Annotated in this window: 21 protein-coding genes and 1 pseudogene; 18 read left to right on the top strand and 4 right to left on the bottom strand. The window is 59.7% G+C overall.

Annotated elements, in window-relative coordinates:
- The first annotated feature begins 16 nt into the window (after positions 1-16).
- The 7 genes and pseudogenes from AC1MFI_RS01910 to AC1MFI_RS01880 all read left to right on the top strand — a co-directional run bounded on the left by AC1MFI_RS01910 (position 17) and on the right by AC1MFI_RS01880 (position 6,975).
- The gene (locus tag AC1MFI_RS01910; protein ID WP_479819223.1) at positions 17-847 is read left to right on the top strand and encodes a glycosyltransferase family 8 protein; all 831 of its coding nucleotides are present in this window, start codon (positions 17-19) and stop codon (positions 845-847) included.
- Between the two features lie 441 nt (positions 848-1,288).
- Positions 1,289-1,471: a hypothetical protein gene (locus AC1MFI_RS01905; RefSeq protein WP_479819221.1), complete on the top strand. Its 183-nt coding sequence runs from the start codon at positions 1,289-1,291 to the stop codon at positions 1,469-1,471.
- Positions 1,472-1,578: 107 nt separating this feature from the next.
- Positions 1,579-1,839: pseudogene (locus tag AC1MFI_RS01900) on the top strand (cysteine hydrolase family protein); the annotation flags it as partial.
- Positions 1,840-1,912: 73 nt separating this feature from the next.
- A complete protein-coding gene (locus tag AC1MFI_RS01895; protein ID WP_479819220.1) occupies positions 1,913-2,080 on the top strand; it encodes an isochorismatase family protein in 168 nt (55 codons plus the stop codon).
- 102 nt (positions 2,081-2,182) lie between these two features.
- Positions 2,183-2,503, top strand: a complete 321-nt coding sequence (locus tag AC1MFI_RS01890; RefSeq protein ID WP_479819218.1) for a nucleotide pyrophosphohydrolase — start codon at positions 2,183-2,185, stop codon at positions 2,501-2,503.
- 85 nt (positions 2,504-2,588) lie between these two features.
- Entirely contained in the window at positions 2,589-4,268 is a 1,680-nt protein-coding gene (locus tag AC1MFI_RS01885) for a DNA/RNA helicase domain-containing protein (protein ID WP_479819216.1), read from the top strand.
- Positions 4,269-5,058: 790 nt separating this feature from the next.
- Positions 5,059-6,975 carry an AAA family ATPase gene (locus AC1MFI_RS01880; protein ID WP_479819214.1) on the top strand — a complete coding sequence of 639 codons (1,917 nt, stop codon included), beginning with the start codon at positions 5,059-5,061 and terminating at the stop codon, positions 6,973-6,975.
- A 249-nt stretch (positions 6,976-7,224) separates the two neighbouring features.
- On the opposite strand, the gene AC1MFI_RS01875 is transcribed toward AC1MFI_RS01880, so the two are convergent.
- A protein-coding gene (locus AC1MFI_RS01875) for an IS3 family transposase (protein ID WP_479817562.1) occupies positions 7,225-8,372 on the bottom strand; the annotation gives its coding sequence in 2 pieces (ribosomal slippage) (positions 7,225-8,099 and positions 8,099-8,372; 1,149 coding nt in all).
- An 82-nt stretch (positions 8,373-8,454) separates the two neighbouring features.
- Between AC1MFI_RS01875 and AC1MFI_RS01870 the strand changes: the two genes are divergently transcribed.
- A complete protein-coding gene (locus AC1MFI_RS01870) occupies positions 8,455-9,699 on the top strand; it encodes a 5-methylcytosine restriction system specificity protein McrC (RefSeq protein ID WP_479819212.1) in 1,245 nt (414 codons plus the stop codon).
- 508 nt (positions 9,700-10,207) lie between these two features.
- Here AC1MFI_RS01870 and AC1MFI_RS01865 read toward each other — a convergent pair.
- Positions 10,208-10,906, bottom strand: a complete 699-nt coding sequence (locus AC1MFI_RS01865) for a hypothetical protein (protein ID WP_479819211.1) — start codon at positions 10,904-10,906, stop codon at positions 10,208-10,210.
- A gap of 393 nt (positions 10,907-11,299) precedes the next feature.
- Between AC1MFI_RS01865 and AC1MFI_RS01860 the strand changes: the two genes are divergently transcribed.
- The 9 genes from AC1MFI_RS01860 to AC1MFI_RS01820 all read left to right on the top strand — a co-directional run bounded on the left by AC1MFI_RS01860 (position 11,300) and on the right by AC1MFI_RS01820 (position 21,678).
- A complete protein-coding gene (locus AC1MFI_RS01860; protein WP_479820873.1) occupies positions 11,300-12,550 on the top strand; it encodes an IS256 family transposase in 1,251 nt (416 codons plus the stop codon).
- A 485-nt stretch (positions 12,551-13,035) separates the two neighbouring features.
- On the top strand, positions 13,036-13,224 hold the full coding sequence (locus tag AC1MFI_RS01855) for a hypothetical protein (protein WP_479819209.1): 189 nt from the start codon (positions 13,036-13,038) through the stop codon (positions 13,222-13,224).
- Entirely contained in the window at positions 13,221-13,943 is a 723-nt protein-coding gene (locus AC1MFI_RS01850; RefSeq protein ID WP_479819207.1) for a hypothetical protein, read from the top strand. Before AC1MFI_RS01855 ends, AC1MFI_RS01850 begins: the two co-directional genes overlap by 4 nt.
- A 791-nt stretch (positions 13,944-14,734) precedes the next feature.
- Complete coding sequence (locus AC1MFI_RS01845; protein WP_479819206.1) at positions 14,735-16,225, top strand: DUF3375 family protein; 1,491 nt, start codon at positions 14,735-14,737, stop codon at positions 16,223-16,225.
- Positions 16,222-16,926 carry a DUF4194 domain-containing protein gene (locus AC1MFI_RS01840; protein ID WP_479819204.1) on the top strand — a complete coding sequence of 235 codons (705 nt, stop codon included), beginning with the start codon at positions 16,222-16,224 and terminating at the stop codon, positions 16,924-16,926. Before AC1MFI_RS01845 ends, AC1MFI_RS01840 begins: the two co-directional genes overlap by 4 nt.
- A complete protein-coding gene (locus tag AC1MFI_RS01835; protein ID WP_479819203.1) occupies positions 16,923-19,553 on the top strand; it encodes an ATP-binding protein in 2,631 nt (876 codons plus the stop codon). Before AC1MFI_RS01840 ends, AC1MFI_RS01835 begins: the two co-directional genes overlap by 4 nt.
- 2 nt (positions 19,554-19,555) lie before the next feature.
- Positions 19,556-20,182, top strand: coding sequence for an SbcC/MukB-like Walker B domain-containing protein (locus AC1MFI_RS01830; RefSeq protein ID WP_479819202.1), 627 nt, complete (start codon positions 19,556-19,558; stop codon positions 20,180-20,182).
- On the top strand, positions 20,179-21,342 hold the full coding sequence (locus AC1MFI_RS01825) for a Wadjet anti-phage system protein JetD domain-containing protein (protein ID WP_479819200.1): 1,164 nt from the start codon (positions 20,179-20,181) through the stop codon (positions 21,340-21,342). The genes AC1MFI_RS01830 and AC1MFI_RS01825 overlap by 4 nt, the downstream gene beginning before the upstream one ends.
- 33 nt (positions 21,343-21,375) lie before the next feature.
- Complete coding sequence (locus AC1MFI_RS01820) at positions 21,376-21,678, top strand: aldo/keto reductase (protein ID WP_479819198.1); 303 nt, start codon at positions 21,376-21,378, stop codon at positions 21,676-21,678.
- 307 nt (positions 21,679-21,985) lie between these two features.
- On the opposite strand, the gene AC1MFI_RS01815 is transcribed toward AC1MFI_RS01820, so the two are convergent.
- On the bottom strand, positions 21,986-22,423 hold the full coding sequence (locus AC1MFI_RS01815; RefSeq protein WP_479819196.1) for a hypothetical protein: 438 nt from the start codon (positions 22,421-22,423) through the stop codon (positions 21,986-21,988).
- Between the two features lie 1,211 nt (positions 22,424-23,634).
- On the opposite strand from AC1MFI_RS01815, the gene AC1MFI_RS01810 reads away from it, so the two are divergent.
- The gene (locus AC1MFI_RS01810; protein WP_479819194.1) at positions 23,635-24,867 is read left to right on the top strand and encodes a hypothetical protein; all 1,233 of its coding nucleotides are present in this window, start codon (positions 23,635-23,637) and stop codon (positions 24,865-24,867) included.
- 118 nt (positions 24,868-24,985) lie between these two features.
- Here the strand turns inward: AC1MFI_RS01810 and AC1MFI_RS01805 are convergent, their stop codons facing one another.
- Positions 24,986-26,632, bottom strand: coding sequence for a zinc-ribbon domain-containing protein (locus AC1MFI_RS01805; protein WP_479820971.1), 1,647 nt, complete (start codon positions 26,630-26,632; stop codon positions 24,986-24,988).
- Positions 26,633-26,726 lie beyond the last annotated feature (94 nt).

Here is a 26,726-nt window from a genome sequence, read left to right as displayed (position 1 = left end):
ACCGATGAATGCCTGGGTGACCTTGCTGACTCAACCCGACTACCTGATCGGGGTGCGGACGCTGCGGGCGTCGCTCGCAGCCTCCGGCAGCACCATCCCCCTCGTGGTCATGGTGACCGAGGGGATCGACGAGCAGGCCCGGCGCCTCCTGCAGGACGACGGGTGCCTCCTGCGCGACGTCGCGCCGTTGCGGCCGGCCAGCGGGTCGGCTGACAGCTACGCCAACTCCCGGTTCGCGGAGGTGTGGACCAAGCTGGCCGTCTGGGGCCTCACCGAGTTCGAGCGCGTCGTCTTCCTGGACGCCGACATGCTGGTGACCCGGAACATGGACGAGCTGTTCTCACTGGACCTGCCCGACGGCGCCATCGCCGCCTGCCACGCCTGCCGGTGCAACCCCAACCGGATCGCGAGCTATCCGCCGAGCTGGAGGCCCGAGACCTGCTTCTACACGCACTGCCGCGGCGGGGACCACGTCACCGAACCGGGGGTGACCGACAACTACCTGAACGGCGGCTTCCTCGTGCTATCGCCCGACGAGGCCGTCCTCGCCGACATGGTGGCCCGGCTGGCAGGCGTGGACGACCTGTCGCACTACCCGTTCGCCGAACAGGACTTCCTCAACGAGTCCTACCGCGACCGCTGGCGTCCGCTGCCCTATGTGTACAACGCGCTGAAGACCCTACCGCACCAGCACCCGTCGGTCTGGGATGCGGCGTCGGTGAAGAACATCCACTACATCATCGACAAGCCGTGGGCGAAGCCGCTGGACCCCACGGACCGGTACGTCGAGCTGAACCGGCTCTGGTGGGAGATGGCCGACACCCTGGGCGCACCGGTTGGCTCCTGACTCCGCAGGCGAACGTGCTCAGTCCCGACCCCTCTACCCTGGGGATGGGTTTGCCCCTGCGGCATTCCGCGCCGCGAGGATGTGCGTCCGCATGACGACTTCGGCCCATTCGCCGCCCCGGGCTGATGCCGCGGCCACGAGCTCGGAGTGGCGCTACATGCGCCGGTGGAGACGATGTACTTCCGGAATGTGTGGCGACGACGGCGGGCCGCATGACCGCTTGCAGCGCCGTCACGACATGCCGGTTACAGCTCCGCTCGATGAAGATCCCGTGGAACGCAGCGTTCAGCACGCCCAGCCCGGACATGTCGCCTCCCGCCGCGCCCACCGCTTCCATCCGTACGGATAGGGGGTGGGAAGACCCGCGGGCCCGCGACCCAGAGCTGGTGTGCAAGGAGGTGCGGCGCGGCCTAGTCAAGCAGGTGGGAGCGCACTCACGGGATGATGTGCGACGACGACGACCTGAATCTTGAGGCGACCGCATCACTGCGCACCTCGGTGCGCGAGGTCCGCGAGGAGCCGCTACCGCTGTTCAAGCGGGGTAATTGGATGCGGAACCTGCTGGCCAGCAGCCTCACCGAAATGGGGTTGCCGGCCCCGACACCACCGCTGGCGGTGCTGTGACTTCTGCTGACTTTGGTCCGCCTCCTGGGTCCTCGGTCGACTTCTCATTGGGTTTCGACGGGCATCCCGCGCTGGGCCGTCGGCGGCCTGTCATCGCCGTGGACCTCATGCAGGCCTACTTCAATCGGTTGAGCCCGTTGTGCCTGCCGACGAACGAGTGCCTTGCCGGAGCGGGTGCTGTCCTAGCTCATGCCCGGGCCGACGGTTACGCGGTGTGTTACACGGTGGTGCGGTTCGAGAGCGAGGAGCAGGGCGGCGCCTTCACGCGGAAGGTCCCGGCGCTGTGGCTGCTCATCAGCGCGTCACCGGGTGCAGTGCCGCCAATGGGGGAGTCAATGCCCGAGGTTGCTCCGCTCGAGGGCGATCCGGTCCTCGTGAAGCAGGGCGCCAGTGCCTTCTTCGGTACCGACCTCGCGGGCCTGCTAGGCAAAGCTGATCACCGTGATCATCGTCGGCGTCAGCACCAGCGGCTGCGTGCGTGTGACAGCGGTCGATGCGATCCAGCACAACCTCGTCTTAATCGTGACACGAGACGCCGTGGGAGAGAGAAACGACGCCGTGCAGCAGGCGAGGTACGCGGAGATCGTCACGTCAGGTGATCTTTGCTGAGGAGTGAAGCGTCATCCCTGCATGCGGCTGGCTAGTCCGCCATCCGCGTCGGTGCGACGTCCGGCCCGTATAGGCGGCCCTGCATTCTGTTACGTTGGCGGGATGTTCGAACAGTCCCTGAGAACCGAGTTGGCAGCGTTCGTCGCGGAGCGCGACTGGGCGCAATTTCATACTCCGGAGAATCTCGCAAAGAGCATCGTCATCGAGGCCGGAGAACTGCTCGAGTGCTTCCAGTGGAACGAAGAGGCAGACATTGCGCGCGTGCGAGAAGAGTTGGCCGACGTGCTGACGTACTGCGTGCTGCTGGCCGATAGATTGGGCGTCGAGCCGGATGCAATCGTGCTCGAGAAGCTCGAGAAGACCCGGGAAAAATACCCGGTTGAGAAGGCACACGGGCGGAGCGCGAAGTATGACGCCCTCTGACATTCACTGGGTAGGTTTCGATCTCAGAGAAGTAACCAATTGGGCTTCATTGCACCACCGCAACACCAATTGGCCCATCGTCTACGTGCTGGACGACGCGGGTAGTTCAACGTCCGGCGCCACAAGCAAGGGCCTCAAAGACGTTTATGTGGGTGAGTCGCGTAACGCGGCCGCGCGCATACGCCAGCACCTCGCTTCGGCGGACAAAATGCATCTGCGGAATGTGCACGTTGTCGTCGACGCAACGTTCAATAAGTCGGTGTGCTTGGATCTCGAGTCCTATTTGATAAGGATGCTCGCAGGAGACGGCGCTTGTCAGGTCCTCAACCGGAACGGCGGGATTGTCGAGGCCGACTACTACGATCGCGAGCTGTACAGGGAGAGCTTCACCGAGATTTTCGAGCGTCTTCGTGGCGAGGGAGTCTTCACCCGGAGCATCCCAGAAATCGAGAACAGCGACCTTTTCAAGCTGTCGCCCTTTAAGGAGCTGACCCAGGATCAGGCGATTGCCGTCGAGGGGATTCTCGAGGGCATGTTCGAGGACCTTCGGGCCGGCACTCGACGAACAATCGTCGTCCAGGGTGATCCAGGTACAGGTAAGACCGTCGTCGGGATCTACCTGCTCAAGTTGATCGCCGATATCAAAGTCGGAGTGCCCGCCGAGGAAATCGACAGCGATTCCATGTTCTCCGAGTTCTTCGATGAGAGCTATTCCGCCCTTGCGGCTGGCTTACGCATCGGTCTCGTCGTGCCTCAACAGTCATTGCGTGAGTCGATCAAGAGAGTCTTCAAGAAGACGCCCGGACTGAGACCAGACATGGTGATGACTGCCTTCGATGTCGGCCTTGCCGACGGCCAGTTCGATCTCCTGGTCGTAGACGAGTCACACCGCCTTAACCAGCGCGCAAACCAGGCATCAGCGGCACAAAACACGAAGTTCCAGGAGATCAACGTGAAGCTCTTCGGGCAGGACGATCTGAGGACAACGCAACTCGACTGGATTCGCGAGAAGAGCAAGAACCAGATCCTGCTGCTCGATGCGGCACAGAGCGTTCGGCCGGCGGATCTGCCTCCCGAGGCCCTCCACGACCTTGTTGCCGAGGCTAAGGGTGCGAACCGGCACTATCCACTTCTGTCCCAGATGCGTGTACGGGCTGGGTCGGACTATGTCGCATACGTCAAGAGGGTCCTCAAACCTTCGAATAGTGGTGATAGACCAGTGCGCGCAGAGACGTTCGGCGAATACGACTTCCGCCTGTTCGACGACATCGCGGACATGCACGCAGAGATTATCCACCGAGATGCGGACGTCGGTTTGTCGCGGTTGGTGGCTGGTTATGCATGGCCTTGGAAATCTAAGGCCGATAAGACCGCGTATGACATCGAGATTGACGGCAACCAATTCCGCTGGAACAGCACGCAGACAGACTGGATCGCATCTGTGAAGTCACAGGAGGAAGTGGGGTCGATCCACACCGTGCAGGGGTACGACCTGAACTACGCAGGCGTGATAATTGGACCAGATCTTACTTATGACGCAAATGCAGGCGAGATTGCTGTCAACCGTGCGTCGTACTTCGACAAGAAGGGCAAGGAGAACAATCCGCGTCTTGACAAAATCTACACGGACGAGGATATCCTGCGGTTCATCCGGAACATCTACGCCGTGCTACTAACACGAGGTATCAGAGGGACGTACGTCTATGTATGTGACCCGGCCCTACGGGCCTACCTGCGCGCCTTCATCCCGGTCAACAGCAAGTAGGCGGAGGGGTTGGGGTCAATCTAGGTGCGAACTCGCGCACTCTAAGCCTCATCGACTTCGGCAAGGGTGACGCCCGCGTCATCGATTCGTGTTGAAAATCTAACCGGCGATGTTCAGTAGCTCCGCTCCTAGCTGACAGGCCCTACCGGCGACCACGTCAGGTCTATCGGCAGCAGGCGACGCCACCGGACTGGCGAGTACGGTCGAAACGACAGGCTCCCGCTGGAGCCCGCAGTTATCCCGGTATGAATCTGTCGCCGCGATCCGCAAGCCGGTGGAACGGCAATCCGTGGAAGTGGCCCTGGCACCCTACCGCTCTCATAACTGGACAGTGAAGGAACTAGGTAAGCCCGACGAAACCCTCTGCTCACGAGCAAGTGGAGAATATTTCCGGGCGGAGGTTAAATGGACCAGAGGACCAGAGGACCAGAGGACCAGAGGACCCGGCGACCAGGTCGAACTGACCATCAACGAAGTCGACAGTGCCCTCGAGCACCCGAGTGAACTAATCCTCATGACGGCACTCCGCAGGGACGAGGAGGAGAGGTCAGAATTCTGAAGGATTGGAAACCCGAAGGACACCAGCCGATCCGCTTCACCTACGAGCTGCCCTGGGAAACTACTCAGGAGAACCTCTCCGACCAGCCCTCCAACAATGTGACACCCCAACAAGCCAGCTGTTCCCTCCTCAGCCCCCGCCAGGAAGCGGACGAACCTGATCGCTTGCATCCTCACCTCGTGAATGCCGTATATAGTCGCAACGGCGCTTATTCTCGGCGAAAGGTACTCCATGAGCTCATGGTATGAAGCTGTCATTAAAACATTGCAGGACCATGAACCGGAAGCGTTAAAGGCCAGGGATATCGCGAGCTACGCTCAAGCGCAGGGTTATGTCGACACTCGGGGTAAAAGGCCTGAAGTCTCTGTGAACCGCGTCATCCGCGACACGATGAGGAGGAATTTCGATTCTTCCCCCATCGTTCAGGCATCGCCGTATACCTATAAGATTCGGACTTTCCCAGAGGAGCAGTCCAACGTCCCATCTTCCACTGATTCTTCAACAGGCGCGTTCGACGCCGAACCCTCTCTTGACGACATGGAAGTTGAGCTCGCCCGCATAGCGGAAGTAGTCGTCGAGGAAAACCTGCAACAGTTTCTTAAGAACGCTGACCAACCTCGTCCCGACCTGGGTCAAAAACAGTACAAAATAGAAACTTTTTCCGAGCTTAGGGTGAAAGCAAGTTTTGGGATGGGTGGGCCGGCTGATGTCGCTCATATGACCTTCACGCTCGGCGATCAAACTGTTGCAAAGGGGATATATATAGCCCTGCTGTATTATCGCAAACAAAAACGGTTGGTCCTCTCGTACGCGCTGAGCGAAACCCATCCTCCAGCTTTGTCCTGGCCTGACACTATCCTCGCGAGCACTCGTACCATCCGTCAGGAACTGGGGTATATCCGCTACGGTTCCTCCTACCTTGTTCAGGAGTACGACAATGCTGCGGACGCTCTCTACGGATCCACGAGTGAAGGACGAGAATCACTCCGAGGCCAGCTCACTTCATGTCTTCTCAAATACTGGGACTTCATAAAAACTTCCACCGCAGAGGCACAGACCATAGGAGGAGTGGTGAAGGTGGACGAAGCGCACGATGCAGCCGCACTGACGAGACAAGCACTCAAGAAGTTCAAGAACGTGCTAGCTGTTGGGGTCGCCGGTGTTGGGAAGACTCATATGGTCAGTCAGCTCGCCGATCGATACGACGGGCGCATCAAGACGACCGTTTTCCATCCCTCCACCTCCTATGAGGAGTTCGTGCGTGGTTTACGCCCCGACGGGGAAACCTTCAGCCCACGGGACGGGATCTTCCTTCAGATGTGTCACCAAGCGATCAGTGACCCTGAACATGAGTACCTCCTGGTCATCGACGAGATCAACCGAGCCAACACGGCAGCCGTCCTCGGCGATCTCCTCCTCGTCCTCGAGGGCTCAAAGCGTTTCCCTGTACAGCAACTTCAGGCAGCAGAGCACCTACACCAGGCAACGTTCACAGAAGACGAAATTCGCGCGCTCAACGAGAAATTAGCTGCAAACCCGGACTACGTCCTGGACGACTATGTGTACTCAGCGCACCTCCAAACGCCCGACAGTGACAAGCGCGACTTCCTCGTTGTTCCGGATAATCTGCACGTCCTTGGGACAATGAATAGCACCGATCGATCTGTCGGCACGATCGATCTAGCTCTGCGTCGTAGATTCCACTGGTCCACCATCAGCCCAATGGAACCCGCACTGTTGATTCATGAGCTCGGTGCCGCTCGTCCCTCCCAAGAGCTTTCACCCCTACTCACTGCCACTATCACCTGGTGGGGGCGACTTAATGAGAATCTACGACGACTTGTAGGTCCAGATGCTCTTATCGGCCACTCCTACTTCTTCACTCAGGCCGAGCCTCTAGAGATATGCACCGCGATCTTAGAGCAGCTCTCTGAAGTGGCTCAAACCTTCCTGGTCACGGAAGAAGACCTGAAAGAGATCCAAAGTATCGAGTCACCACCTTTCATCAACGACAAAGGGGTCAACATTAGAGTCGTCGTTGACTACAGCGGACGCGGCATCGGACGACGCCCACATCTAGTGGAGGAACCCCGACAGGAAAAGGTAACAGTTGCTGCAGAGAGTGGAAGCGCTGACGGCGGCGAGTGATGAAAGCCATCCGGTATTTCAGGGCTAGCAGTAATGGTAACGGTATTGGCGTCGTCGTCCTCCGCACAGAAGCTGGTCAGGAAGTTGTGCTGCGAATTCACCCAAAAGCCTGGCGAAGAAACAGCAGCGAGCCGCGAACTACTCATCGGCTTCAGAGCGAGAGACGGCAACAACATGTGACCGTGTACGAAATGGATTTCATTGCGGTCCCTGACGACATTGATTGGGTCCCCGTTGGCAGTCCAGTGGCTATGCGATAGCTCGTTGGTTGTCTGCGGTCCAGCGTTTCCAGTATGTCGAGGGTGTCATTCCGTCGAGGGATCCGTGGGGCCGTTCATGATTGTAAATGTCCTTCCATTCCTGGGCGAGGTAGCTGGCTTCGGCCATGGTGTCGATGATTTCTCCGGTGAGTTGTTCCCGTCTGAATTGGGCGTTGAAGGACTCCGCGAACCCGTTCTGCCAGGGTGATCCGGGGTCGATGAACGCGGTGCCCACCCCGGCCGTGTTGCACCAGGCGGTCAGGGCGGCGGCCGTGAATTCGGGTCCGTTGTCCGAGCGCACGTAGGTCGGGGTGATCCCGGTTTCGGCGATGACGTCCTCCAACACGGCGACGACGTCCGTGGCGGTGAAGGACCGGCGCGGGATGATCGCCAAGGCGGTGCGGGTGTATTCGTCGATGACGTTGAAGAACCGGATATGCCGGCCGCAGGAGGTCACGTCGGACTGGAAGTCGAAGCTGACCACATGCATCGGGTACTGAGCTGTGAGGCGTTTGTGTTCCCCGGCGCCGGGCCCTGTCCTGCGTTTCTTCCTCGCCTTGGGCTTGCAGGTCAGCCCCTCGAGGCGCCAGAGTCGGCGGATCCGCTTGGTGTTCAACACCGCCCCGTCCCAGCGTGGCTGGGTGAGCAGGTGCCACCGGGCTTTCCGCCACCCCCACGCCGGATGCTTCACCGCGACCGACCGCAGATCGGCGCGTAACTGGGCTTCCTCGAAGCTGGTCTCCGGGCGGCCCTTGCGCAGCGCGGACCTGTTCTGGCCCAGCACCCTACAGGCGAAGCGTTCGGACGCCCCGAACTTCTCCTGCGCCATGCGCACGGCACGGCGTCGGGGTTCGGGGCTCAGAATTTTCCCTTCGCCACCTCGCTGAGGATGTCGTTGGCGAGGATCTGGTCGGCCAGCAACTTCTTCAGCCGTGCGTTCTCCTTCTCCAACTCCCTGGTCCGCTTCGAGGTCTCGGCGTTCTTCTCGGACCCGTACTGGTTCAGCCACCGGTACCAGGTCGCCTCGGTGACCTGGAGTTCCTTGATGACCTCGACCATCGGCCGGCCGTCATTGAGCATCTTCTGGCCTTGCCGGACCTTCGCGATGACCTGCTCCGGGGTGTGTCTGCGTGCCATGATTCGTGAATCTCCTCCTGCACCCATTATCGGATGCGAAACTCACACAACCACTGGACTCCTACCCGGGGACCCAACCAACATGGCCGAGGCATTGATGTCGACTCGTCAGGTCGTCCTGAGCTCCACGGAGCGAGCTGCATCAGATGACACAGAGAGCGCTGCCCCACTGCTCACAGAAGTGATGCCTCCACGTACGGATCCAGCACTCGATAATCGCCCCGTAGAGGTTACGGACTTCCCGGAGGACGATCGGGCGATGTGGACGCTGATCGAAAGCATGGATCAGCTCACGCCGAAGTCCAGTGACGACCTACCCGCGCTGTTGAGCTCGGCGGCAACAACGCAGTACCCCCAGTTACGAACCGTGTTCCTCGAAGAGTTCACCAAGCTCGCGGTAGAGGCCGTCCGCCAGCACAAGCATGAGTTCCGGCGAGCCACCAGTGCGCTCTCGGCTATCCGCGGCAAAGTCCTCGTCGATCAGCTTCTCCAGCGCAAAGCGTATAGGCAGCAGAGCATCACCTGCGAGTACACCGAACTCAGCACTAACACCCCTGTGTGGAGGACCATACGGTCCGCACTACGACAATGCCTCGCGGAACTAAACGGCGTAGGCCAGCGCAACAGGTCCGCCCGCGAGCGTGCACTACGAGTAGATGCACAGCTGACGGCAATCACGATCCTCTCGCCTGTTTCCGCGTTACGCGAGGGCCCGCTGCCCCATCAGCTGCTGCCCGCTGGTGCCCCTGGAGATGCGTACACGGCTGCTCGAGCTCTGCTATCGCACACCATTGGTCTTGGCACTGGGCTTGGACACAATGCCGTAGCGGTCAGCCTGAAGGTCGTGACCTCAGACCTATGGGAGGAGATTCTGAGGCGTCGTTTCGCTGCGGCCGGCTACACCCTCGACGCTCCCGCCCAAGAGCTACATCTGTTCCGTGAATCCTTGAGGTCCAAACGTCCTGACATAGAACTGCGGGATCCCTCCGGCGCTCTGCTCGTCATCGATGCTAAGTACAAGATCCTTTCCGTTCTCTCCGTGGGAACGATGGCGATGATGGACCAGTATCAGATGTACGCGTACGCGATGCAGCGCCGGGCTCCTACCGTCTTCATTCACGTGGGTGGGGCCGCATGTACCTGGAGTTCGACGTCTCCGGCGTCCCATGGCGGTGACAGTTATCCAGTGGGTGTGGCGTCGCTGCCGTTCCCTTCACCCCAGGATCTGCTGTCATCCGGTGGGCGCATGAATGACCACCGAGTACGCGACGATATTGAAGCACTTGGACTAGGTCAGTGGTTCGTCACTGAAGGCAGTAAGACGTGAGGTGCACACCAGCGCACTAAATCGTTCGGCACGCTCAGGTTGTCCTGCAACCGCGGTGTACGCCTTACAGATAACTGTCGTGAACAACCTGGCAACACGATCACCGTCGTGTCAGCACCCACCTAGCGGGCTGCTCGTACACTGCGATGCGGTGTCGCTCTTCAAACGTGCCGATCGTAGTAACAGCGGGTTTACCGAAGCCGAAGGCGGAAGGTAAACCTGCGAGTGCGTGGGGCGGGTCGAACTCCTGAATCGGGCACCCGTGCTGAAATCCTGAGTAGATGTCGAAAGTGTGCTGCTAACGCCCGTAGCGGCAGTCGATTCACCACCGTGGAGCTTCTCGGTATTCACCCCGACCGCGATATACCGAGCGATTCAACGACGACCCCACTTCCGTACCGCTCCGTAAATATCCCCAGCATGAGGAGCGGCCTCAAGCGAACATCGCTCCATTACCAGGCCCTGCTAACGACGGGGCGAAGGTTATCGGGTGAACCCATCCAGGCCCTCAATTCGTATATCCCTTCTGGAAGCCGTACATGTCGATCACCTTCGCCAGCGGAAGGCGAATGTGCGTAAGTTCTCCCTCGAAGGTAAGGATCGAAGGCCGGGCGGCGAGCGCTTCGATTTCCTCACGGTGTCCTTCGTAGAAGTCACCGAGGAGGGTGAGGGACGCGGGGGAGACCCAGTTGAACGCCGCTTCATGGCCCTGGTCGGCGGCTAACTGGCGGAACCCTCGGCGGAAGTATGTGTCGAAGGAGGGGACGCACCCCCATACTCCGAGCATTACCTTCCCCACGAGGGTTACGTGCGAGACATTGCGTGGGACTAGTACGGCCCGAAGCTCACGGTAAGCAGTGAGGATGGCGTCCTGTGCGTCCGACTGGAGGTAGTTGTTCGCGTCGATCGTGCTCATCATTGGGTTGAGGTCCTCGATGACGCGGATCGCTTTCGTGTAATGGTGGGCGTTGGTGTGGGCGAAGAGATAACTCGATCCCCGTAGCATGCCCCAGCTGGCCAGGTAGTAGCCGAGCTGGAGGCAGCTCATCTCCATGTCTTTCGTCGGCTCAGGCTGGCGGCGGAAGTAGGTGTAGCAGTAGTCCCAGCTACGCGCCCGACCCGTTCTATACAGTTCATCCCCATCGCCGAGCTTCAAGAAGTCATTGACCACGTCGGTGATATGTCCAGGTAGCTCTGCCTGCATCAAATCGATCCCCAATCCTCGGTGATGATGCCTCCACGCTACAAAGACGACTACCCCACGACGACCAACCCAGAACGGCGTGCCGGTGACACAAAGTCCTGCACTGAGAGCGACGCGGAACCAGTTGCACCCGGCTCCATACCTACAGCGCGCACCCAGCCACATACCTTCATCAAGCACCACAGTCCCCATCCACACCGCATCTTCATCCCCTTCCACTCAAAGCGAGCTACACGGTCCACCTCAAAAGGCGTAGACCACGAAACACCCACACTGCGACCCGAACCCTTACCCCAACCCTTCGCTGGGGACTGTCAGAAAAACGGTGTGTGAGGGTTCGGCCTGATCCGAGAGGAGATGGCCGTGAACGACTTCACGACCGAAGTATCAGAGGCGATGATCGATCCTGTGACGGGAGAAACCATCGATCAGAAGGACCTTGCTGAACGCCTGCTCGCCCAGGCGAAGGAGCAGGGCGTGAGCCTGGTTGGCCCTGGTGGCTTGTTGAGCCAGCTCACGAAGAACGTGCTGGAAACCGCTCTGGAAGCGGAGCTGACCGAGCACCTCGGGCACGAGCACGGGCAGACACCGATCGCAGAGAACATGCGCAACGGTACGAGGCCGAAGACGGTGTTGACCGAGATCGGCCCGGTCGAAATCGAAGTGCCAAGGGACCGGGACGGTTCGTTCGAGCCGGTGATCGTACCCAAACGGAAACGACGCCTGGACGGCATCGACGAGATCGTCCTCTCCCTCTCCGCCCGCGGACTGACCACGGGTGAAATAGCCGCGCATTTCGAGGAGGTCTACGGGGCCAAGGTCTCCAAAGACACGATCTCGAGGATCACGGAGAAGGTCGCCGGCGAGTTGGGCGAGTGGGCTTCCCGTCCGCTGGACCCGCTCTACCCGGTCCTCTTCGTTGATGCGATCGTGGTCAAGGTCCGGGACGGGCAGGTCCGCAACACCCCGTTCTACGTCGTCATGGGCGTCACCACGAACGGGGAACGCGACATCCTGGGCATCTGGGCCGGCGACGGAGGTGAAGGAGCGAGGTTCTGGCTGCAGGTCTTTTCCGAGCTGAAAAACCGAGGCGTCGAGGACGTGCTCATCGCCGTCTGCGACGGGCTCAAAGGCCTGCCCGAGGCGATCAACACGACCTGGGAGCGGACCGTCGTGCAGCAATGCGTCGTGCACCTGATCCGCAACAGCTTCCGCTACGCCGGCCGGCAACACCGGGACGGAATCGTGAAAGCCCTCAAACCCGTCTACACCGCGCCGTCCGAAGCGGCGGCGAAGGACCGGTTCGCGGAGTTCGCAGCCGAGTGGGGCCAGCGGTATCCGGCGATCGTAAACCTCTGGGAATCCTCCTGGGCGGAATTCGTGCCGTTCCTCGAATACGACGTGGAGATCCGACGGGTCATCTGCACGACGAATGCGATCGAGTCGATCAACGCCCGCTACCGCCGAGCGGTGCGCGCCAGGGGCCACTTCCCGAACGAGGCCGCGGCGCTGAAATGCCTGTATCTCGTGACCCGGTCCCTTGACCCCACTGGCGGCGGCAAAGCACGCTGGGTGATCAGGTGGAAGCCGGCGCTCAACGCGTTCGCGATTACCTTCGCGGGCCGGTTCGAGAAGACCACTTACTGATGAAAACCGCCGGACCCCACACACCGTTTATCGGACAGTCCCCTTCGCTGCTTACCGCGTTCGCAGGATGGGGACTGTCTTGCAGGGTCTGTGTCAGCAACGGGCCTGGTATGCGATGTACTCCTCGTGTAGTGGTGAATGTTCCCCGTGATGTGGTGCGGTGTGAGGTTTCCGGTGGGGGTGAGCTGGTGACCACTTTGTGAGGTGATGCTCATCTCGGTGCCAGGCGCCTGGTGTCACGTTCTCGTAGGGTGATTGGAATGTTCCCCGGGTGAGCTCTGGGAAAGGTGGCAGGAATGTTTGAGTCCGCTGTTCAGGTGAGTAGTTCCCTTGTCTTTTAGATGGCTTTAGCAGAGTAGTGTTCACAGATGTGAAGAATTTCTACATGCCCCATTTTCGGGGATTGTTCATCATTGTGAGGAATGCCTCAGCGGGTGGGAAACGGCCATTTTGACTTTCGTCGTTCGTGTTCTAGTGTCACCAGTATGAAAAACGATGACGAGCTCTCCGAAGGGCTGCCAAGAAATGATGAGCACCATGAGTTTCAGGGGTATGGTGAGTGTGATGGGTATGGTGATGCGCGCGAATGGCGTGACGCATCAACACTGTCAGGAAGGCGTCTTCTGAAGCCGCTCAACGGAGTGCTCGCTATTGTTGTTATTCTGCTCGCATGAAGGCACAGAAGGCTATGAGCCCATTGTCGATAGAGGCAAAGCTTGAACGAAACCTGCTTGTTGCCGGTCGAGAGCTTTCAAAGGCTTTCGAGATTTATGAGCGGGCGGAGACTACGCTCCGGACAGATCCGGACTGTCTTCTTCGCCCGGACGAGTCCATGCAGTTTGAAGGCATGTCCCGGTCTTTCAACCAGGCCCTGGGCGAATGGAGGCGGGCGATTGATTTGGTAGAGACTAACCCCCGCGTCGCCGAGCGAAGCTCCCGGGGTCGCGCATGGAGAGATCCTCTCAGCCCTGATGGTTTGCACTACTTCGTCTCCTTAGCAGGGCCAGATGACCTCGACTACCGCACGCGTCTGCAGCACGCATGGGAACGCGAGGAAGCCAGGCTAGAGGCCATGGACGCGGATTTGGCGCAGGTTTGCGCCCGTCCCACGAGGACCGGAACGGATTGCCAGAACCTCGGAGCGTACTGGCCGGGAGGCGCGCGCAAGTCCGGGTGCACCCGACACATGACCCCCGACGAGAAGGCGAAGCTGTCTGCGCTCTGGGACGAGGTCGTCGCGAAGATCGACTGCCCGGGCTGCGTTTCGCGTGCAGGTGTCACTTGTGATCCAGAAAATATGGTGCCGGTAGATGGGTTTTTCCCGACACCGAAATCGTTTAATGGCCGGGTCGTCCACACTCCTCGACTGAACGCTTTCGCCTCGTCGATATAGTGCCGAACAACGTCAAGGGCGGTCCCAACGTCTCTTGAGGCGAATTTCTGGGTAGTTTTTGTGCGGTGGATGAGGGCCGGAGGACAAATCAGTTGCGAGGGAGGGTTGTCCAGCTTGGTCGCTTCCACCGGTGGAGGACCACGACGAGGATCAGCGCACTTTGGAACGCTGCCTAAGCATCAATTTTGGGCGATTATCTTAGGACGTGCGCGATCGATTTGTTCGCGTGCGTGGAACAGATTCCTCCGCTAGGAGTCCATGTCGAGAAGACATCGGTAGCGTACTGATGTCCGTACCGTCGTTTAGGCTGTAACCTTTAGATTGATTCACGTAATCCTGCTGTATTCCTGCGCTTTTCCTTCACATTCAGGAGTCCGACTTCTCTTATAATTGAGAGATAGACGCATCGGGAATAGTTTTTGAAGAAGGACGGGTAGAATCAGATAGGCTTTTTGTGGGAGGAAGGCATGGTCCGGTGTGGTACGGCGGGCCAAAGGACATGCGTCGTTCATCAAGGCAGTACGCTCGGTTCGACGAGCTGCTTCTGTCTTGACGAAGTTCGATGATGTTGACTGGGCTGGTCTTCGGCGGCCAGTACCTGCGGGTACCGTGGGGCAACTTGCGCACAGACGCGGGACGTATCTGGAACAGACTGGTCAAAAATCCTTCGGTCATATTCACCCCTGCGTCGGCCCGCGCATCTCTTACTCACCGGACGTTTCTATCAACCGTTTCGGAGACTTCCGCTTTTGTCGGAATCATCACCTATCGTGCCCATTAAGGAGGTCAACGTGGCAGACATCGTGTTGGAACTGAACCGGGCGCAGGCTGCGTTTGAGCGCCCGGCGCTTGGACTACTCAACCAAAAGAACGCCCCGTTAGTCGTGGCGATCTTTCGGGCAACGTTCTCCCGGGACCTCACGCAGGTAGCTGCCAGCACTCTCCATTCTCATGTGCGGGCCTTGCTGGAAATTCTTATTACCCGGGGCTATGAGGATCTCCCCGATGCGACCCAGTCCCGCCAGTTGTGTCGGGAGTGGGTTCGGCGCAAATGGCTGATTCTTGACTCCCGCGAGGAGGGGGAAGAGTTTTACGCTCTCACCTCCCACGCGCAGGATGCCATGAACTTCGTGCAGAACCTCGGCGGTGAGCGTGCCCTGCTCTCCGAGTCCCGCATCCGCACGATCCTCGACGTGGCCCGGCAGAGCGCCATGGACGCGAACCCGGACCCCGAAGAACGTCTCCAGCGGTTGAACCAGCGAATTATCGAGCTAAGCGCCGAACGGGACCGAATCTCTGCAGGAGGTGTGGTTGAAGCCGCTTCCGATGATCGAATGCTCGAGACATTCCTGAACCTCGCCGACCTGCTCAACGACCTGCCCTCAGATTTCAAGCGGGTGGAAGAACTCGTGTCGAAAATGCATCGGGAAATCATCAGTGACTTCCGCACCAATGAGCGGCCCAAGGGCGAGGTCGTCGGCAACTACATGGCACGCTCACGGGATGCGTTGAACGACTCCGTCGAGGGCCGTGCATACCAAGGGGCATTGAATCTGCTCGCCCGGGAGGCGATGCTCGCCTCGCTCCGGTCCGACATCGAGACCATCCTCAGCCACCCGTTTGCCCGTTCCCTGTCCCGGACGGACCAGGAACGGGTCACCGCACTCGCTGGGCTGCTGGTGGGTGGGGTGAAGACCATCCAGGAACAGCAGCGGCACCTCACTGGAACCCTGCGCACTAATCTGGTCCAGCGGGAGGCCCTGCGCGGTCAAGAGTTGGATTCGCTGCTGAGTGACCTGAAGCAGAAGCTGGCCGACCGGATTGAGCGGTCCGGGGTGCGCACCCGCACAGCGCTGCCGCTGACGCCGGCCAAGCTGGAAGTTGCCACTCTGCGCGAACGTCCCTATGACCCGGCCGAGCATGCGCCCCCGCCCCCGCTGCAGGACGCCGGGGAGGATGGCGGTGGTTTGTCCGCCGAGGATATCCGCCGGCAGGGCGGGCCATCCTTCACAGGGCTGCGCTCGGCGCTACTGGAAGGGCTGGCGGGTGACCGGACCTTGACCGCCGCCGACATCTTCAACCGCCTGCCCGAGGCCGACCGGCGCCCCGTTGAGGTTCTCGGCGTCCTGCACGTAGCGGGTGAAGCCTTGACTCGCAGCGACGGCGAGGACGTGTTCGAAGCGGTGCGCACCGACGGTACCCGGGTCACCTACCGGGCACCGCACTTAACCTTTACCGACGGCGACCGTGATGCCCTCGCCAAAGCCGAGGAGGCCCAGTGACCTACCAGTCGATCGATGTTGATGTGCCCGAGGAACCTGGTTTCTCGGAGGAAGACCCAGAAGATCTTGATCTTGGTCTCGAGGACGAGAACGATGCCGGCGGCGGCCTGTTCGAAGGCGATCGAGGCGAACTTACCCTGCCCCAGCGCAAGGCCCTAATCGTGCTGCTCAAACGTAAGTACCTCGCCGCCGACAAGCACCCGCACGAGTGGAAGACGCTGCTCGATTCTCGCGCGGCGATCGAAATGCGCCTGAACGAACTCTTCCAAGTGCTCGTCCTCGATGAGGAATGGAAGTACGCGTACAAGCGCAGCGCCGTCTCGGAAACTGGAGAGACATTCCCGACCCTGCTGCACGACCGCCAGTACACGCTGGAGGAAACGGTACTGCTGGTCGAGCTGCGCGAACGCTACGCCCGGGAATGGTCCAGCGGTGCCTCAGCGGTGCATGTGGACCGGGAGGAGCTGCTGGGCTGGTTAGAAAGTTACCGGCGGGCCGACAGCACGAACCACGTCGAGACCCGACGCAGAGAATCCAAATCCATCGACGGGCTGGTCGATGAGGGCCTCCTGATGAAGGTCGAAGGTGACACGGAACGATTCCGGATCGCCCCGATAATCAACTCCGTCCTGACCGTCGAGAAGCTGCACGCACTGCGGCAATGGGTCATCAGCGACATAGAAGGCGGTACACAAGCATGAACGGCGTTCCCCTCTTCACTGTGGAGGACAACCCCCAGTGGTCCCTCGAACGGATGCAATTGGTCAACTGGGGCACCTTCCATGGTTACCACCGCGTGGACTTCGACCGCGCGACCCTGATCAGCGGGCCCTCCGGCACCGGCAAGTCCACCCTGCTCGACGCGTACACCGCCCTGATGATGGACTCGAACACCCCGTTCAACGGGGCGTCCAACGAGGGCAAGGGCAGGGCCCGGGGTAAGGACCAGCGCAGTGCCCTGTCCTACATTAAGGGCACCGTGGACACCGTCCGGGACGCGAAAACCGACGAGCTAGTCGATGACGTGCTGCGGGGTAGAGACACCGCCACATGGTCCGCGATAGCGGCGACCTTCCGCAACGACGACGGCCGGACCTTCACCGCTATCCGCCTTTACCACGCGAAGGTTGGGGCGTCCTCCGCTGATGGACTGACCATGCGCATGCTCACCATGGACGGCACCGTAAACCTAAAGGACATGGAGAAATTCTCCATCGACAAGTTCCTACCTCGGGCCCTGACCAGCCGGTACCCGGCCATGCAGAACCACCTCTCCTACGCCACGTTCGCACAGACCACCCACGCGAAGCTCAGCATCGGGCAAAACGGGGACGGCGCCAAGGCAATGAAACTGCTCGCCCGGATTCAAGGCGGCCAGCACGTCAAATCCGTGGATGCGCTCTATAAGCAGCTCGTGCTGGAACGACCCGAAACCTACGCCAAAGCCGACGAGGTAATTGGCCACTTCGACGATCTAGCCAAAACCCACGACGCCATGCAAACCGCCGCACAGAAAGTCGAAGTCCTCACACCGATCCCCGGGCATCACGAGGATATGATCGCCGCGCAGCACGCCCGTGACGAGATCGACACGTTCCGCATCCACGCCGAAGGGCTCACCCCGTTCCTTCTCTGGCAGCACATCACCGAGAAAGCCTTACTCGACGATGCCTCCGACACCAACCGGACCGCGCACAAGGCCGCCGCCGAGGACAACCGCACAGCGTCCAATGAGGAACGGGACCTGAAGCGCCGGGTGGATGAGAACAGGGAAGACCAGCGTGCCAATGGTGGGGAGAAGTTGGAGCGGATCGAGGGACGCCTGACCGATCTGGAGGTCGAACGCGACAGGGCTGCCGAAGCCCTGCTCACTTTCACCGTCCGCACCAAAGCGCTGGGTAGGTCCGCGCCGGAGGACCAAGAGGAATTCGACGCCCTGACGGTGACGGCCCAGGGGTTCGTTGGCTCCTTCGAAGAACGAAATAGCGAGCTGACCGGGCAGCTCGATGGGGTCAAGCGCGAGGTCTGGAAGTTACAGGACGAACGGAAAGAACTAGATCGTGAGTATCAGTCCCTCAAAGGCCGCACTACCAAGCTGCCGGTGCGGTACCTCGACGCTCGCGCGAAGATAGCCGAATGCGCTGTCATGGACCCTGCGGACCTACCGTTCGTGGCCGAACTGGTTGACATTCTGCCCGAGCATGAGCAGTGGCGGCAGGCCGGAGAACTCGTCATGCGTGGTTTCGCCACCGTGATGCTCGTGGACCGGAATACCGCCGATAACCTACGCCGCAGTATTAACTCCCTACCGTTGCGCGACCGGATCAACTTCCGCGTCGCCGACATCGGTCGATCTGGGACAGTCATGCTCGAGGGCACGTTGGCCGCCACACTCGAATTCGCTGCCTCACCCTACCGGGGGTGGGTCGAACGGCAGATCGCCAAGCAGTTCAGCCACCAGCTCGTGGCAACCGCCGCAGACTTCATCCCCGGCGATACGCCGCAGGTGACCCTGACCGGACAGATTAAGGACGGCGACAAGGGCGCGCACGGTGGAAAACACGGCGAGTTTGTCATCGGGTTCTCCAACGAAGCCCACCGTCGGCATATCGAACAACGCCTCAACAGCCTGGACGGCACGCTCGGAGAGCTGCTTAAAAGCAGTAGAAACCTTGACGAGCAGGGTAGAAATCTCCAAAGCTGGCGCGAAGCGAGCCAATACGTCCTCGACACCGTTTGGCAGAACATCGACATCGCCGCCGTAGACAGTCGAATCGCTGAATCCAGCGCCGAACGGGACCGGGTCCGCAACTCCAACGACAAGCTCGCCACTCTCGAAGCCAAAGGCAAGGCTCTTACCACGAAACTTGAGGACGCCATCGTCCGCCGCGCCAACTCCGGCACGGACATCAAGACCCTCGACGAGGAATACCGCACCCTCGTAGATCGGCAGGACACCCTCTCTCGGGCAATCGACGATGCAGAGGAAACCATTGCCCTGACCGGCGAACAGCACGCCAGCCTCGACGCCATGCTCGCCGAGTACGGGGTCCCCGGCGATTTGGACCGGCTTCTGGACTCATTCAAGAAAGTCCTCCGCCACCTCGCGGAACGCGCCGCAGACGCCAGCGTAGGGGAGCTGAAGGCCGAAAGGAGTTCAAGCGCGAGATGGCCTTGTGGTCCGGGCGGGACCTCGTTCCCCTCTCCTTCACCATGCGGAACGCAGTCGACCGAATCGGAGAGCGCCTTGATGCTGTTAACGACATCCTCACCAACATCCCCTTCGGCCGGGACATGGATCGCCTACAGATCAGGCTCCGCCCGCTGAACATGCCGGAAGTCACTGCCTTCAAACGGCGCCTGCGAAAAATTGCGGAAACTGCGACCGACGCGGGTATCTCCACGGATGAAGAAACTGATGCCCGGTTTAAGGAGATTGACTCCTTTATCATGTTGATCCGCACTCCCGATACGTTGCCCAAGGGGGCGACCAACACCCGGGAGACGTACCTGGACGTGCACCGGCACATCGTGATTACTGCCGAGCGGATCGATACGGATGGGAATCAGCTCAGCGTCTACGACAGCCTCGGCGGAAAAAGCGGCGGCGAAACGCAGGAACTCATCGCGTTTATCGTTGGTGCCGCACTGCGTTATCAACTCGGGGACGAGGAAAGTAGCACCCGGCCCCGGTTTGCCCCGGTCCTGCTTGACGAGGGGTTCATTAAAGCCGATGCCGAGTTCGCTGGACGCGCGGTTGGGGCATGGAAGAAGCTGGGCTTTCAGCTCATCATCGGCGCTCCCCTGGATAAGGTCAGCGGTATTGAACGACACGTGGACTTAATCATCGGCATCAACAAGCCCGACCTTTACTCGCAGATCAGCCCGGTGCGGAAAGTCACCGACACCACGGACTCGGAAAAGGTGGCTGACACCTCTGTACTGGAGACGGTATGAAAACCCCCGAACAAGTCTTTGCGGTACTCAACAGGTGGATGGAAGGAAATTGGCAACAGGCGGTCCTTAACCCGGTTGCCGACTGGCCCCGGCGGATCAACCTTGGTGCACTGACCGGTAAGGCACTGGAAGCGGACTTCCCGTCCGCCCTGCGCTGGGGCCAGCACTGGCGTGACGTAGCCAGTGATTACCGGATAGAGCTCGATGAAAGCCCCCGCCGGGTCCACGGCACCGCCCAGAAACTACCCACCCATGTGACGCTTCCGGACCCCGACACCGCAGCCCGGCTGCTCGGCGGCAAATGGCCCATCTTGCTCCGCTCCGCCCGGGACCGTGCCGCTATCACCGCAACCCGCTTCCCTGACGCAGATCCCGCCTCGATCCTGCGCGAGCTCACCACCTTGTCCCCCGTCGACTTCGACCTGCTACTCACTGTCGCGTCCTGGTTCCAGACCCATGACGCGACAGGCCTCACCCCACGGCAGGTCCCCATTGAAGGGTTAGACGGCAAATGGCTTAACACCAGTCAGCACCTCGTCCGCCATCTCAGTGGCCGGGACAACCTCGGCCTCGTGGACCGCCCTCGCACTGTGCACTACACCTACCTCGACCCGATGCATCTGGACAATGGCGGCCGCAGGCACGACAGCTTCACGATCGGTGATAACGCCACCCCCGCCTACCGGCCGAACACCATCATCATCACCGAAAATAAGGACACCGTCCTTTTCTTCCCGCACTTCGATCACGCGATCGCCATTCAAGGCGGCGGAGACGCGGGACCGAAACACATTCCGCTCCTGCCGTGGGTCACTACGTGCACCACCGTCATCTACTGGGGCGACCTCGACGCCGATGGGTTTGAGATCGTCAACGACTACCGCAGCCGAGGACTCAATGTCCGGACCGTACTAATGGACACAGCCGCCCTGGATAACTACCGCAAGTTTGGCATCCGCGAAGACCGCAGAGGCAAGAACCTGCTTCGGACTCGTAGAAACCTACCCCTACTCACCCTCGCCGAACGGACCGCTTACGAGACCGTTACTGATCCGGAATGGGAGGGCCCCTACCGTGTGGAGCAGGAACGTATTCCCCTCGACGTCGCGCGTGAGCTGATTTCGCAATCCCGGGGCTGTCAGACTGATCAGGTGCTGTAAATTCTGACGCGTCGTGGTCCGGAGTTCGACCTGATGCCGTGGTCTGCTTCGGCGAACATGCCCCTAATGGCTTATTCCCCCGTGGAGCAGGGACGGTTACTCGGCACCCCGGAGCTCACCCGGATCGCGCGTGATCTTAGAGCGACGCCCGCGCAGGTCGCCCTGGCGTGGACGATGCGCACCGGCAACGTCCTCGCGATCCCAAAGGCCTCCGCCGTCGAGCATGTGCAGGAGAACGCCGCCTCCCGCGACCTTCACCTCAGCAACACCGACCTCGAGCGCCTCGATCGCGTGTTCCCGGCGCCGACACGTCCACAACCCCTCGAAATGCTCTAATACGCGCCAGCTCCAGGATCACCGCCAACGCAGCCACCGAGAAGGCGCTGGTGTCCAGGAGCCGCAAGCGCCCAATGGCTTCAGGGCCGCTGGCTCCTAGAATTTTCAATCCGTTTCTGCTCACCAGATCACAGCTGAGGATGATTTCCTCTCGCGTCTAGTTAACGGGTATGACAGGAGTCCACGGGTCGTACGGGCATTGCTGAACCACGATTTTCCGAGGTTGTGGTGACCGGTGGTACACGGAACTGGAATCGGGAATCCGGTGTAGGGCCACTGATGGGGGTTCTGTTCACCCGTCCGGTGGTTATTGGGCGGGGCCGAAGTGGGTGAGGGTGCCTTTGACCTCGTTGCGGGTGGCGAAGTGACCTCCGGGTGTGGCGGTGCTGGGGACCTGGATGGCGAAGAGTCCGGTTGAGGTGACACCTGACTGGCCGATGATTTCGGGTTGGCTGATCCAGGCCTCGGTGAGCACGACAGCTGAGTTGTCGTCGTTCCAGATGTCGTAAATTTTCCCGTCGCTGCCAATGAACACTGGCATGACAGAGCTTGGGGGTATGGGCTGCCCGGCATCAGAGCTTTTGAGGTTCGTGTTTACCTCCGAGTTCATCCGGCCCAGAACGTATTGCCAGCCCTCTTTCACCGGGTTGTGCGGGTTTTCTGCCAGGACGTACCCGGTCGCGTCGGTGTTCGTTTCGGTGATCGTGACATCCCACACACTGTTGAGGGAGGAGGTGGCGAACACACCGAAATCGTAGGGGTGCGCCCGTGTGCCATCAGGGGCAGGAGCCGCTGGGAGATCAGTTGCGGGAGCTGTGGTGGTTGATGTGGCGGCTTCTGCCGCCGTGGGCGTGCCTGATGCTGGCGAGATGGGACCCGCCGACGCAGAGGACTGCGGTGTAGACGGGGGTGATGCGGAAGGGCTTCCGGCGGCGCACCCGGTCAAGACGGTTGCTGTCAGGACAGCACCTAAAACGATTACCGTGTATCTCATCGATCCCCCATATATGCCCGCTCTGACCGACTCAAGTGTAGTGAGAGGACCAGTTACCGGACGCATAACGGGACACTAGGAGTGTTGCCGTGCACCAGGTGCAGTGAATAAGCGCTCCCAGTGAGCGGACTCCAGCTGCATGACTTGCTGGAGTCGATTAATTACAGCAGTGACCAGCAGTAAGAACACGCTCCGAGTACTGACTTAGTTTGCGCAGTCCTCGTCACAGTCGCGCCGACGTTTCGTATTTCGTCCACAGCTTATTCCCAGCTTTCGCCACATTGGCACTTGGTACCAGCAGCACCTGGAGCACCCAGGGCACCCAGGGCGCCCACAACGCTCCTGGTAATCACTTGAACCACGCACACCCCCGCCACTTAGTTGGGTCCTCGCTAGTTGCACTAGCACGCCCTTGCGCAGACGCTCGCGTGATGGCAAACTTTCCCTGTTCGACGTCGGATCGCATAGGGCACCGGCGGGGGGCAGATTAACTCGGTTGCCGTGAGTACAAACGCAATAAACGCAATGAAATCAACTAAAGAAAAATAACCAACTAGGTGTAGAACTACCAACACCTATCCATAAGGTGCATCCATTGTAGTTCTACAAAAAACAAGGAATAAGGAGAATCGAATGGATCAATCGAAAAATCACGCTAAACAGCGAGGCAGACAGTAATTTAGTTTAGGAAACTAGAACTGAAATACTGCATATTGCAATAACAATCTAGACACGGCACTGTCCTCCATCATCTCGCGGGTGGAGGACTTCCATTTGCTTAGGGGGTTCAAGGGTTGCGAATTTTGGTCGCCCTCCCCTTTGCAGATCTTCGCCCATTTTCAGAACGCGGTTTATCAGAGCGCCTGATCAAACCAATGTGGCCACATCCAGTAACTGGGTTCGATTTCGTTCGGAGGCTTGGCCGAGTCGTAGACAACCCGTCAAAGAATATCCCGCCCTGGGTGGGGGAGCAGTACTACTGCGACGCCTCTCGCCTACTGGTTTTTGATCGACCGTTGGCGCACATGGTTAAGGGGCTGAAATTGCAGCCTGTCGGTCGTCGCCTGTTCACGGATGGCAGAGTAGGCCGTACTGAGGTTGAGTTCCGCGCCCATTATAACGGCGATAACGAGTGGATTATTGAGCAGATTGCCGACATCAAAGTACGAGTAGGAAAAGCGAGGGCAGGACGGTTGCTCGATGCGGGCGGACAGATGACGGCGGAATATGCGGCCGCGACATTGCCTGTATCGCTACGCGAGACCCTCCCCTCCCCCTTGCCGAAACTGGTCCTGCCCGGGAAGCCCATGGTCGTAATATCACGGTACGCAGGCTCGAGGGCTTTGCATCCTGGGTTCGATCACGCAAATATTGATTGGGTGATGGATCAACAGTGGATGAGAACGGGCGATTCACGAACAGCGATTTGGACTATCGTTCACCGGGATACCGCCAGTCGAAATGATGTCGGGCGCGCTCGGCGCCATGCTGTGCGACTCCACTGCGAGTTGGAGACTTTCGCGACCGTGCTCGGGGCATGCAGGCAGGGCTTGCTTGATCCGTCGAAGTCAGAAACACTAAATGAGTACCTATACCGGTCGGCAAAGCGCCTACTTAAGAACAAGTATGACGACTGGCCGCAGGCTGAGATCTATAGGACTATTGCCTCGAGTCGGCATCAGAACCGAGAAGCTGAGCTTGCGTCGCTGAAAGAAACATTCAAGGGCGTAAAAGCCGGCATGCTGTACATGATGCGCGATGCCTCCGAGCTTGTCGAAGGAAGAATTCAGCCAGGGAATAAGCCAACCATCAATATAATTAAAGGTAAAGGGAAGAAGGTAAAAATCGTGGAAAACGATAACAGTATCAAGTTTGGCGCGAACTCAAAAGTGAAAAATTTTGTGGGCAACGATAGCACGGTAACCAATTCAAACTTTGGCGATTCATCGGAGCAAGATATCCAAGGTCTCGTCAAGCTGATGTTGGAGCAGCTCCGGGTACTGGAACCACTGCTTGGTGAAGATCAGATTGACCTTGGGGAGTTGGTCGAGCACCAGATCCAGACTCAGCCGTTGCCAGTTGAGAAGATACAGGGTCGTCTAGATAAAATCCTCGCGAGTGCGCAGAAAATCGGTGAGGCGGGAGCGCCTGTAGCGAAAACAATCGGAGAGATCTTGAAGATGCTGCCCGTTTAAAAGTCATAGTGGTAGGGCCTGTTATGCCCTACCCTCAGAACGTCACTTTATTGCGCTGCTCTCCACGCAACTCCTCTACATCTCAGATGTTGCGACGATCGTTAGAATTCACTCCGTCCTACCGGGGCCATTCAAAGGTGTCATAGCCAGGGGTGAGCCAGCGCTTGATCTTTGAGAGTGTTTCTTCTGGTTTCGGGGCGGTGGAGTACACCTGTAGTTCAAGGTAGTTCGGGGAATTGATGCTAAGTGAGGGCAGGTCGTCTTCTCTGAGGCGAACGACGTGGTACCCGGCGGCTAATAGGTCCAGGCTCTTGCAGCGGTCGACCTCAATCTTGGATATAGGCCGGTGCCAGTGGGCGCCGTCGTACTCAACGGCGATTTTCTTGCCACCGTGTTCGATGAGGATGTCGATTGACCACTGCTTTCGGGTGATGAACGCTTCGTCGCGGACGATGGGACCGGACTTCACCACGTCAAAGATGTCCTTCGCGGCGTCCTTGTGCCGCAGCTCGACGCGGGACTTGCCGGCCTGCTTGCACTCAGGGCACTCGGACCCGGAGGAGCGGGAGGTGAGACTGGCTTTCCATCGGTGTGCGGGGTTGACGGAGCAGATCCACCGGGGCAGGAAGGCGGTCGTAGCGTGTGGACGCACTTGCCAGGGTGATGAGGGGTTAGCGGGATCCCATTCAGCTGCCAGGCCCGGGTCGACCCAGCCGAGCGAGCCGAGAATAGTCTGGCATTGGGGGCAGCGCAGACGCTGGTACTTGTCACGATTCTTCACCAGGTCCTTCCACTGGTACCCGCAGCACTGCGCCAACCAGTGCACCATGCGCTTGGACCCCGGGACGACTGTCTGCGGTGTCAGCGTGCCGTTGAGCGTCGGATGCCACTGGCCCGCGATCTCGGGCAGGGCATCGGCGAGGGTGGCCTTCGGTGCCTGCTCCTTTTGAGCTGAACGGCAAAACTGGCAGCCAGCATGGAGGAACCGGACGGGAGTAGGTCTCGGCTGGTGCCCGTTCTCGCACCGGAATCTGCGGGCAATATTGTCAGCAACCATGACGGTCCGCGGGTCGTCCGTATCGTTCCACGCGGCCAGCAATTCCGGGACATCGGCAACAGGAGTGACCTTCAAGCGTTGCCACTCGACGTCCCACTCCGCCTGACGCTTCGTCTCACATTCGGGGCACTGAGCCCCTCCTGTCATCCAGGAAACTGTTTCAGTGAACAGGTGCCCGCATGTAGGGCATCTCCAGTGATGCGCCTTGTTCGATCGAACGGCGACGGTGGCCAGCGCAGAGGCCGCGTTCCGGTCATGGTCCCACCACTGAAGCGCCGAGCTCTGGGAGTCGACGAAAAGGGTCTTCGCTCCACGAACCTTCCCCAACGGTGACGAAGCACTGCTGGACTTGATGTTTCGAGAGCACACACACCCGAATCCGAGGTCTCCCAGGCGTTGTACCTGCTGGATACCGCATCGTGTGCAGCGGGTGATGACCGGCCAGTCAGCCCGGGGTAGGTCCGCGAGCTCCTCGACCGGCTCAAAGTCCTTCGCCTCGAGGCGCTCACCCACCAGTGACTTCGGTACGACAGTGGGGGTGCTGTAGGACAGGGCCCACTCAATCCAATGGCACCGCCTACACACTGGCCCGTCCTGCGCGCTCAGCCCAAGAAGGTAATCCAGTTTGTAGTCACACTCCGCTGCACAGATCCTGCAGCGAGTCCTCCAGCGGATGTCCCTACCAGGGAAGGGAACCACCGCGTCCATGCCAAGGTCACCCAGAATGCCGGTCAGACACACCGTGCACCATGTCGGGTTGGTGAGCGTCGAGAACGCCGCCTCATTCCTACACCCCTCAGTG

This window comes from Arthrobacter sp. BC5 (assembly GCF_056680255.1).
The sequence above is the reverse complement of the archived record's forward strand: the minus strand, read 5'-3'. Positions and strand labels throughout refer to the sequence as shown.

What these genes read in the sequence shown, in the direction of transcription:
- AC1MFI_RS01905 (WP_479819221.1), top strand. Translation starts at nt 1,289, where the DNA reads ATGATGTGCGACGACGACGACCTGAATCTTGAGGCGACCGCATCACTG.
- AC1MFI_RS01835 (WP_479819203.1), top strand. Translation starts at nt 16,923, where the DNA reads ATGAACGGCGTTCCCCTCTTCACTGTGGAGGACAACCCCCAGTGGTCC.
- AC1MFI_RS01820 (WP_479819198.1), top strand. Translation starts at nt 21,376, where the DNA reads ATGCCGTGGTCTGCTTCGGCGAACATGCCCCTAATGGCTTATTCCCCC.
- AC1MFI_RS01855 (WP_479819209.1), top strand. Translation starts at nt 13,036, where the DNA reads ATGAAAAACGATGACGAGCTCTCCGAAGGGCTGCCAAGAAATGATGAG.
- AC1MFI_RS01825 (WP_479819200.1), top strand. Translation starts at nt 20,179, where the DNA reads ATGAAAACCCCCGAACAAGTCTTTGCGGTACTCAACAGGTGGATGGAA.
- AC1MFI_RS01860 (WP_479820873.1), top strand. Translation starts at nt 11,300, where the DNA reads ATGATCGATCCTGTGACGGGAGAAACCATCGATCAGAAGGACCTTGCT.
- AC1MFI_RS01805 (WP_479820971.1), bottom strand. Translation starts at nt 26,632, where the DNA reads ATGGACGCGGTGGTTCCCTTCCCTGGTAGGGACATCCGCTGGAGGACT.
- AC1MFI_RS01830 (WP_479819202.1), top strand. Translation starts at nt 19,556, where the DNA reads ATGCCGGAAGTCACTGCCTTCAAACGGCGCCTGCGAAAAATTGCGGAA.
- AC1MFI_RS01880 (WP_479819214.1), top strand. Translation starts at nt 5,059, where the DNA reads ATGAGCTCATGGTATGAAGCTGTCATTAAAACATTGCAGGACCATGAA.
- AC1MFI_RS01850 (WP_479819207.1), top strand. Translation starts at nt 13,221, where the DNA reads ATGAAGGCACAGAAGGCTATGAGCCCATTGTCGATAGAGGCAAAGCTT.
- AC1MFI_RS01890 (WP_479819218.1), top strand. Translation starts at nt 2,183, where the DNA reads ATGTTCGAACAGTCCCTGAGAACCGAGTTGGCAGCGTTCGTCGCGGAG.
- AC1MFI_RS01870 (WP_479819212.1), top strand. Translation starts at nt 8,455, where the DNA reads ATGGCCGAGGCATTGATGTCGACTCGTCAGGTCGTCCTGAGCTCCACG.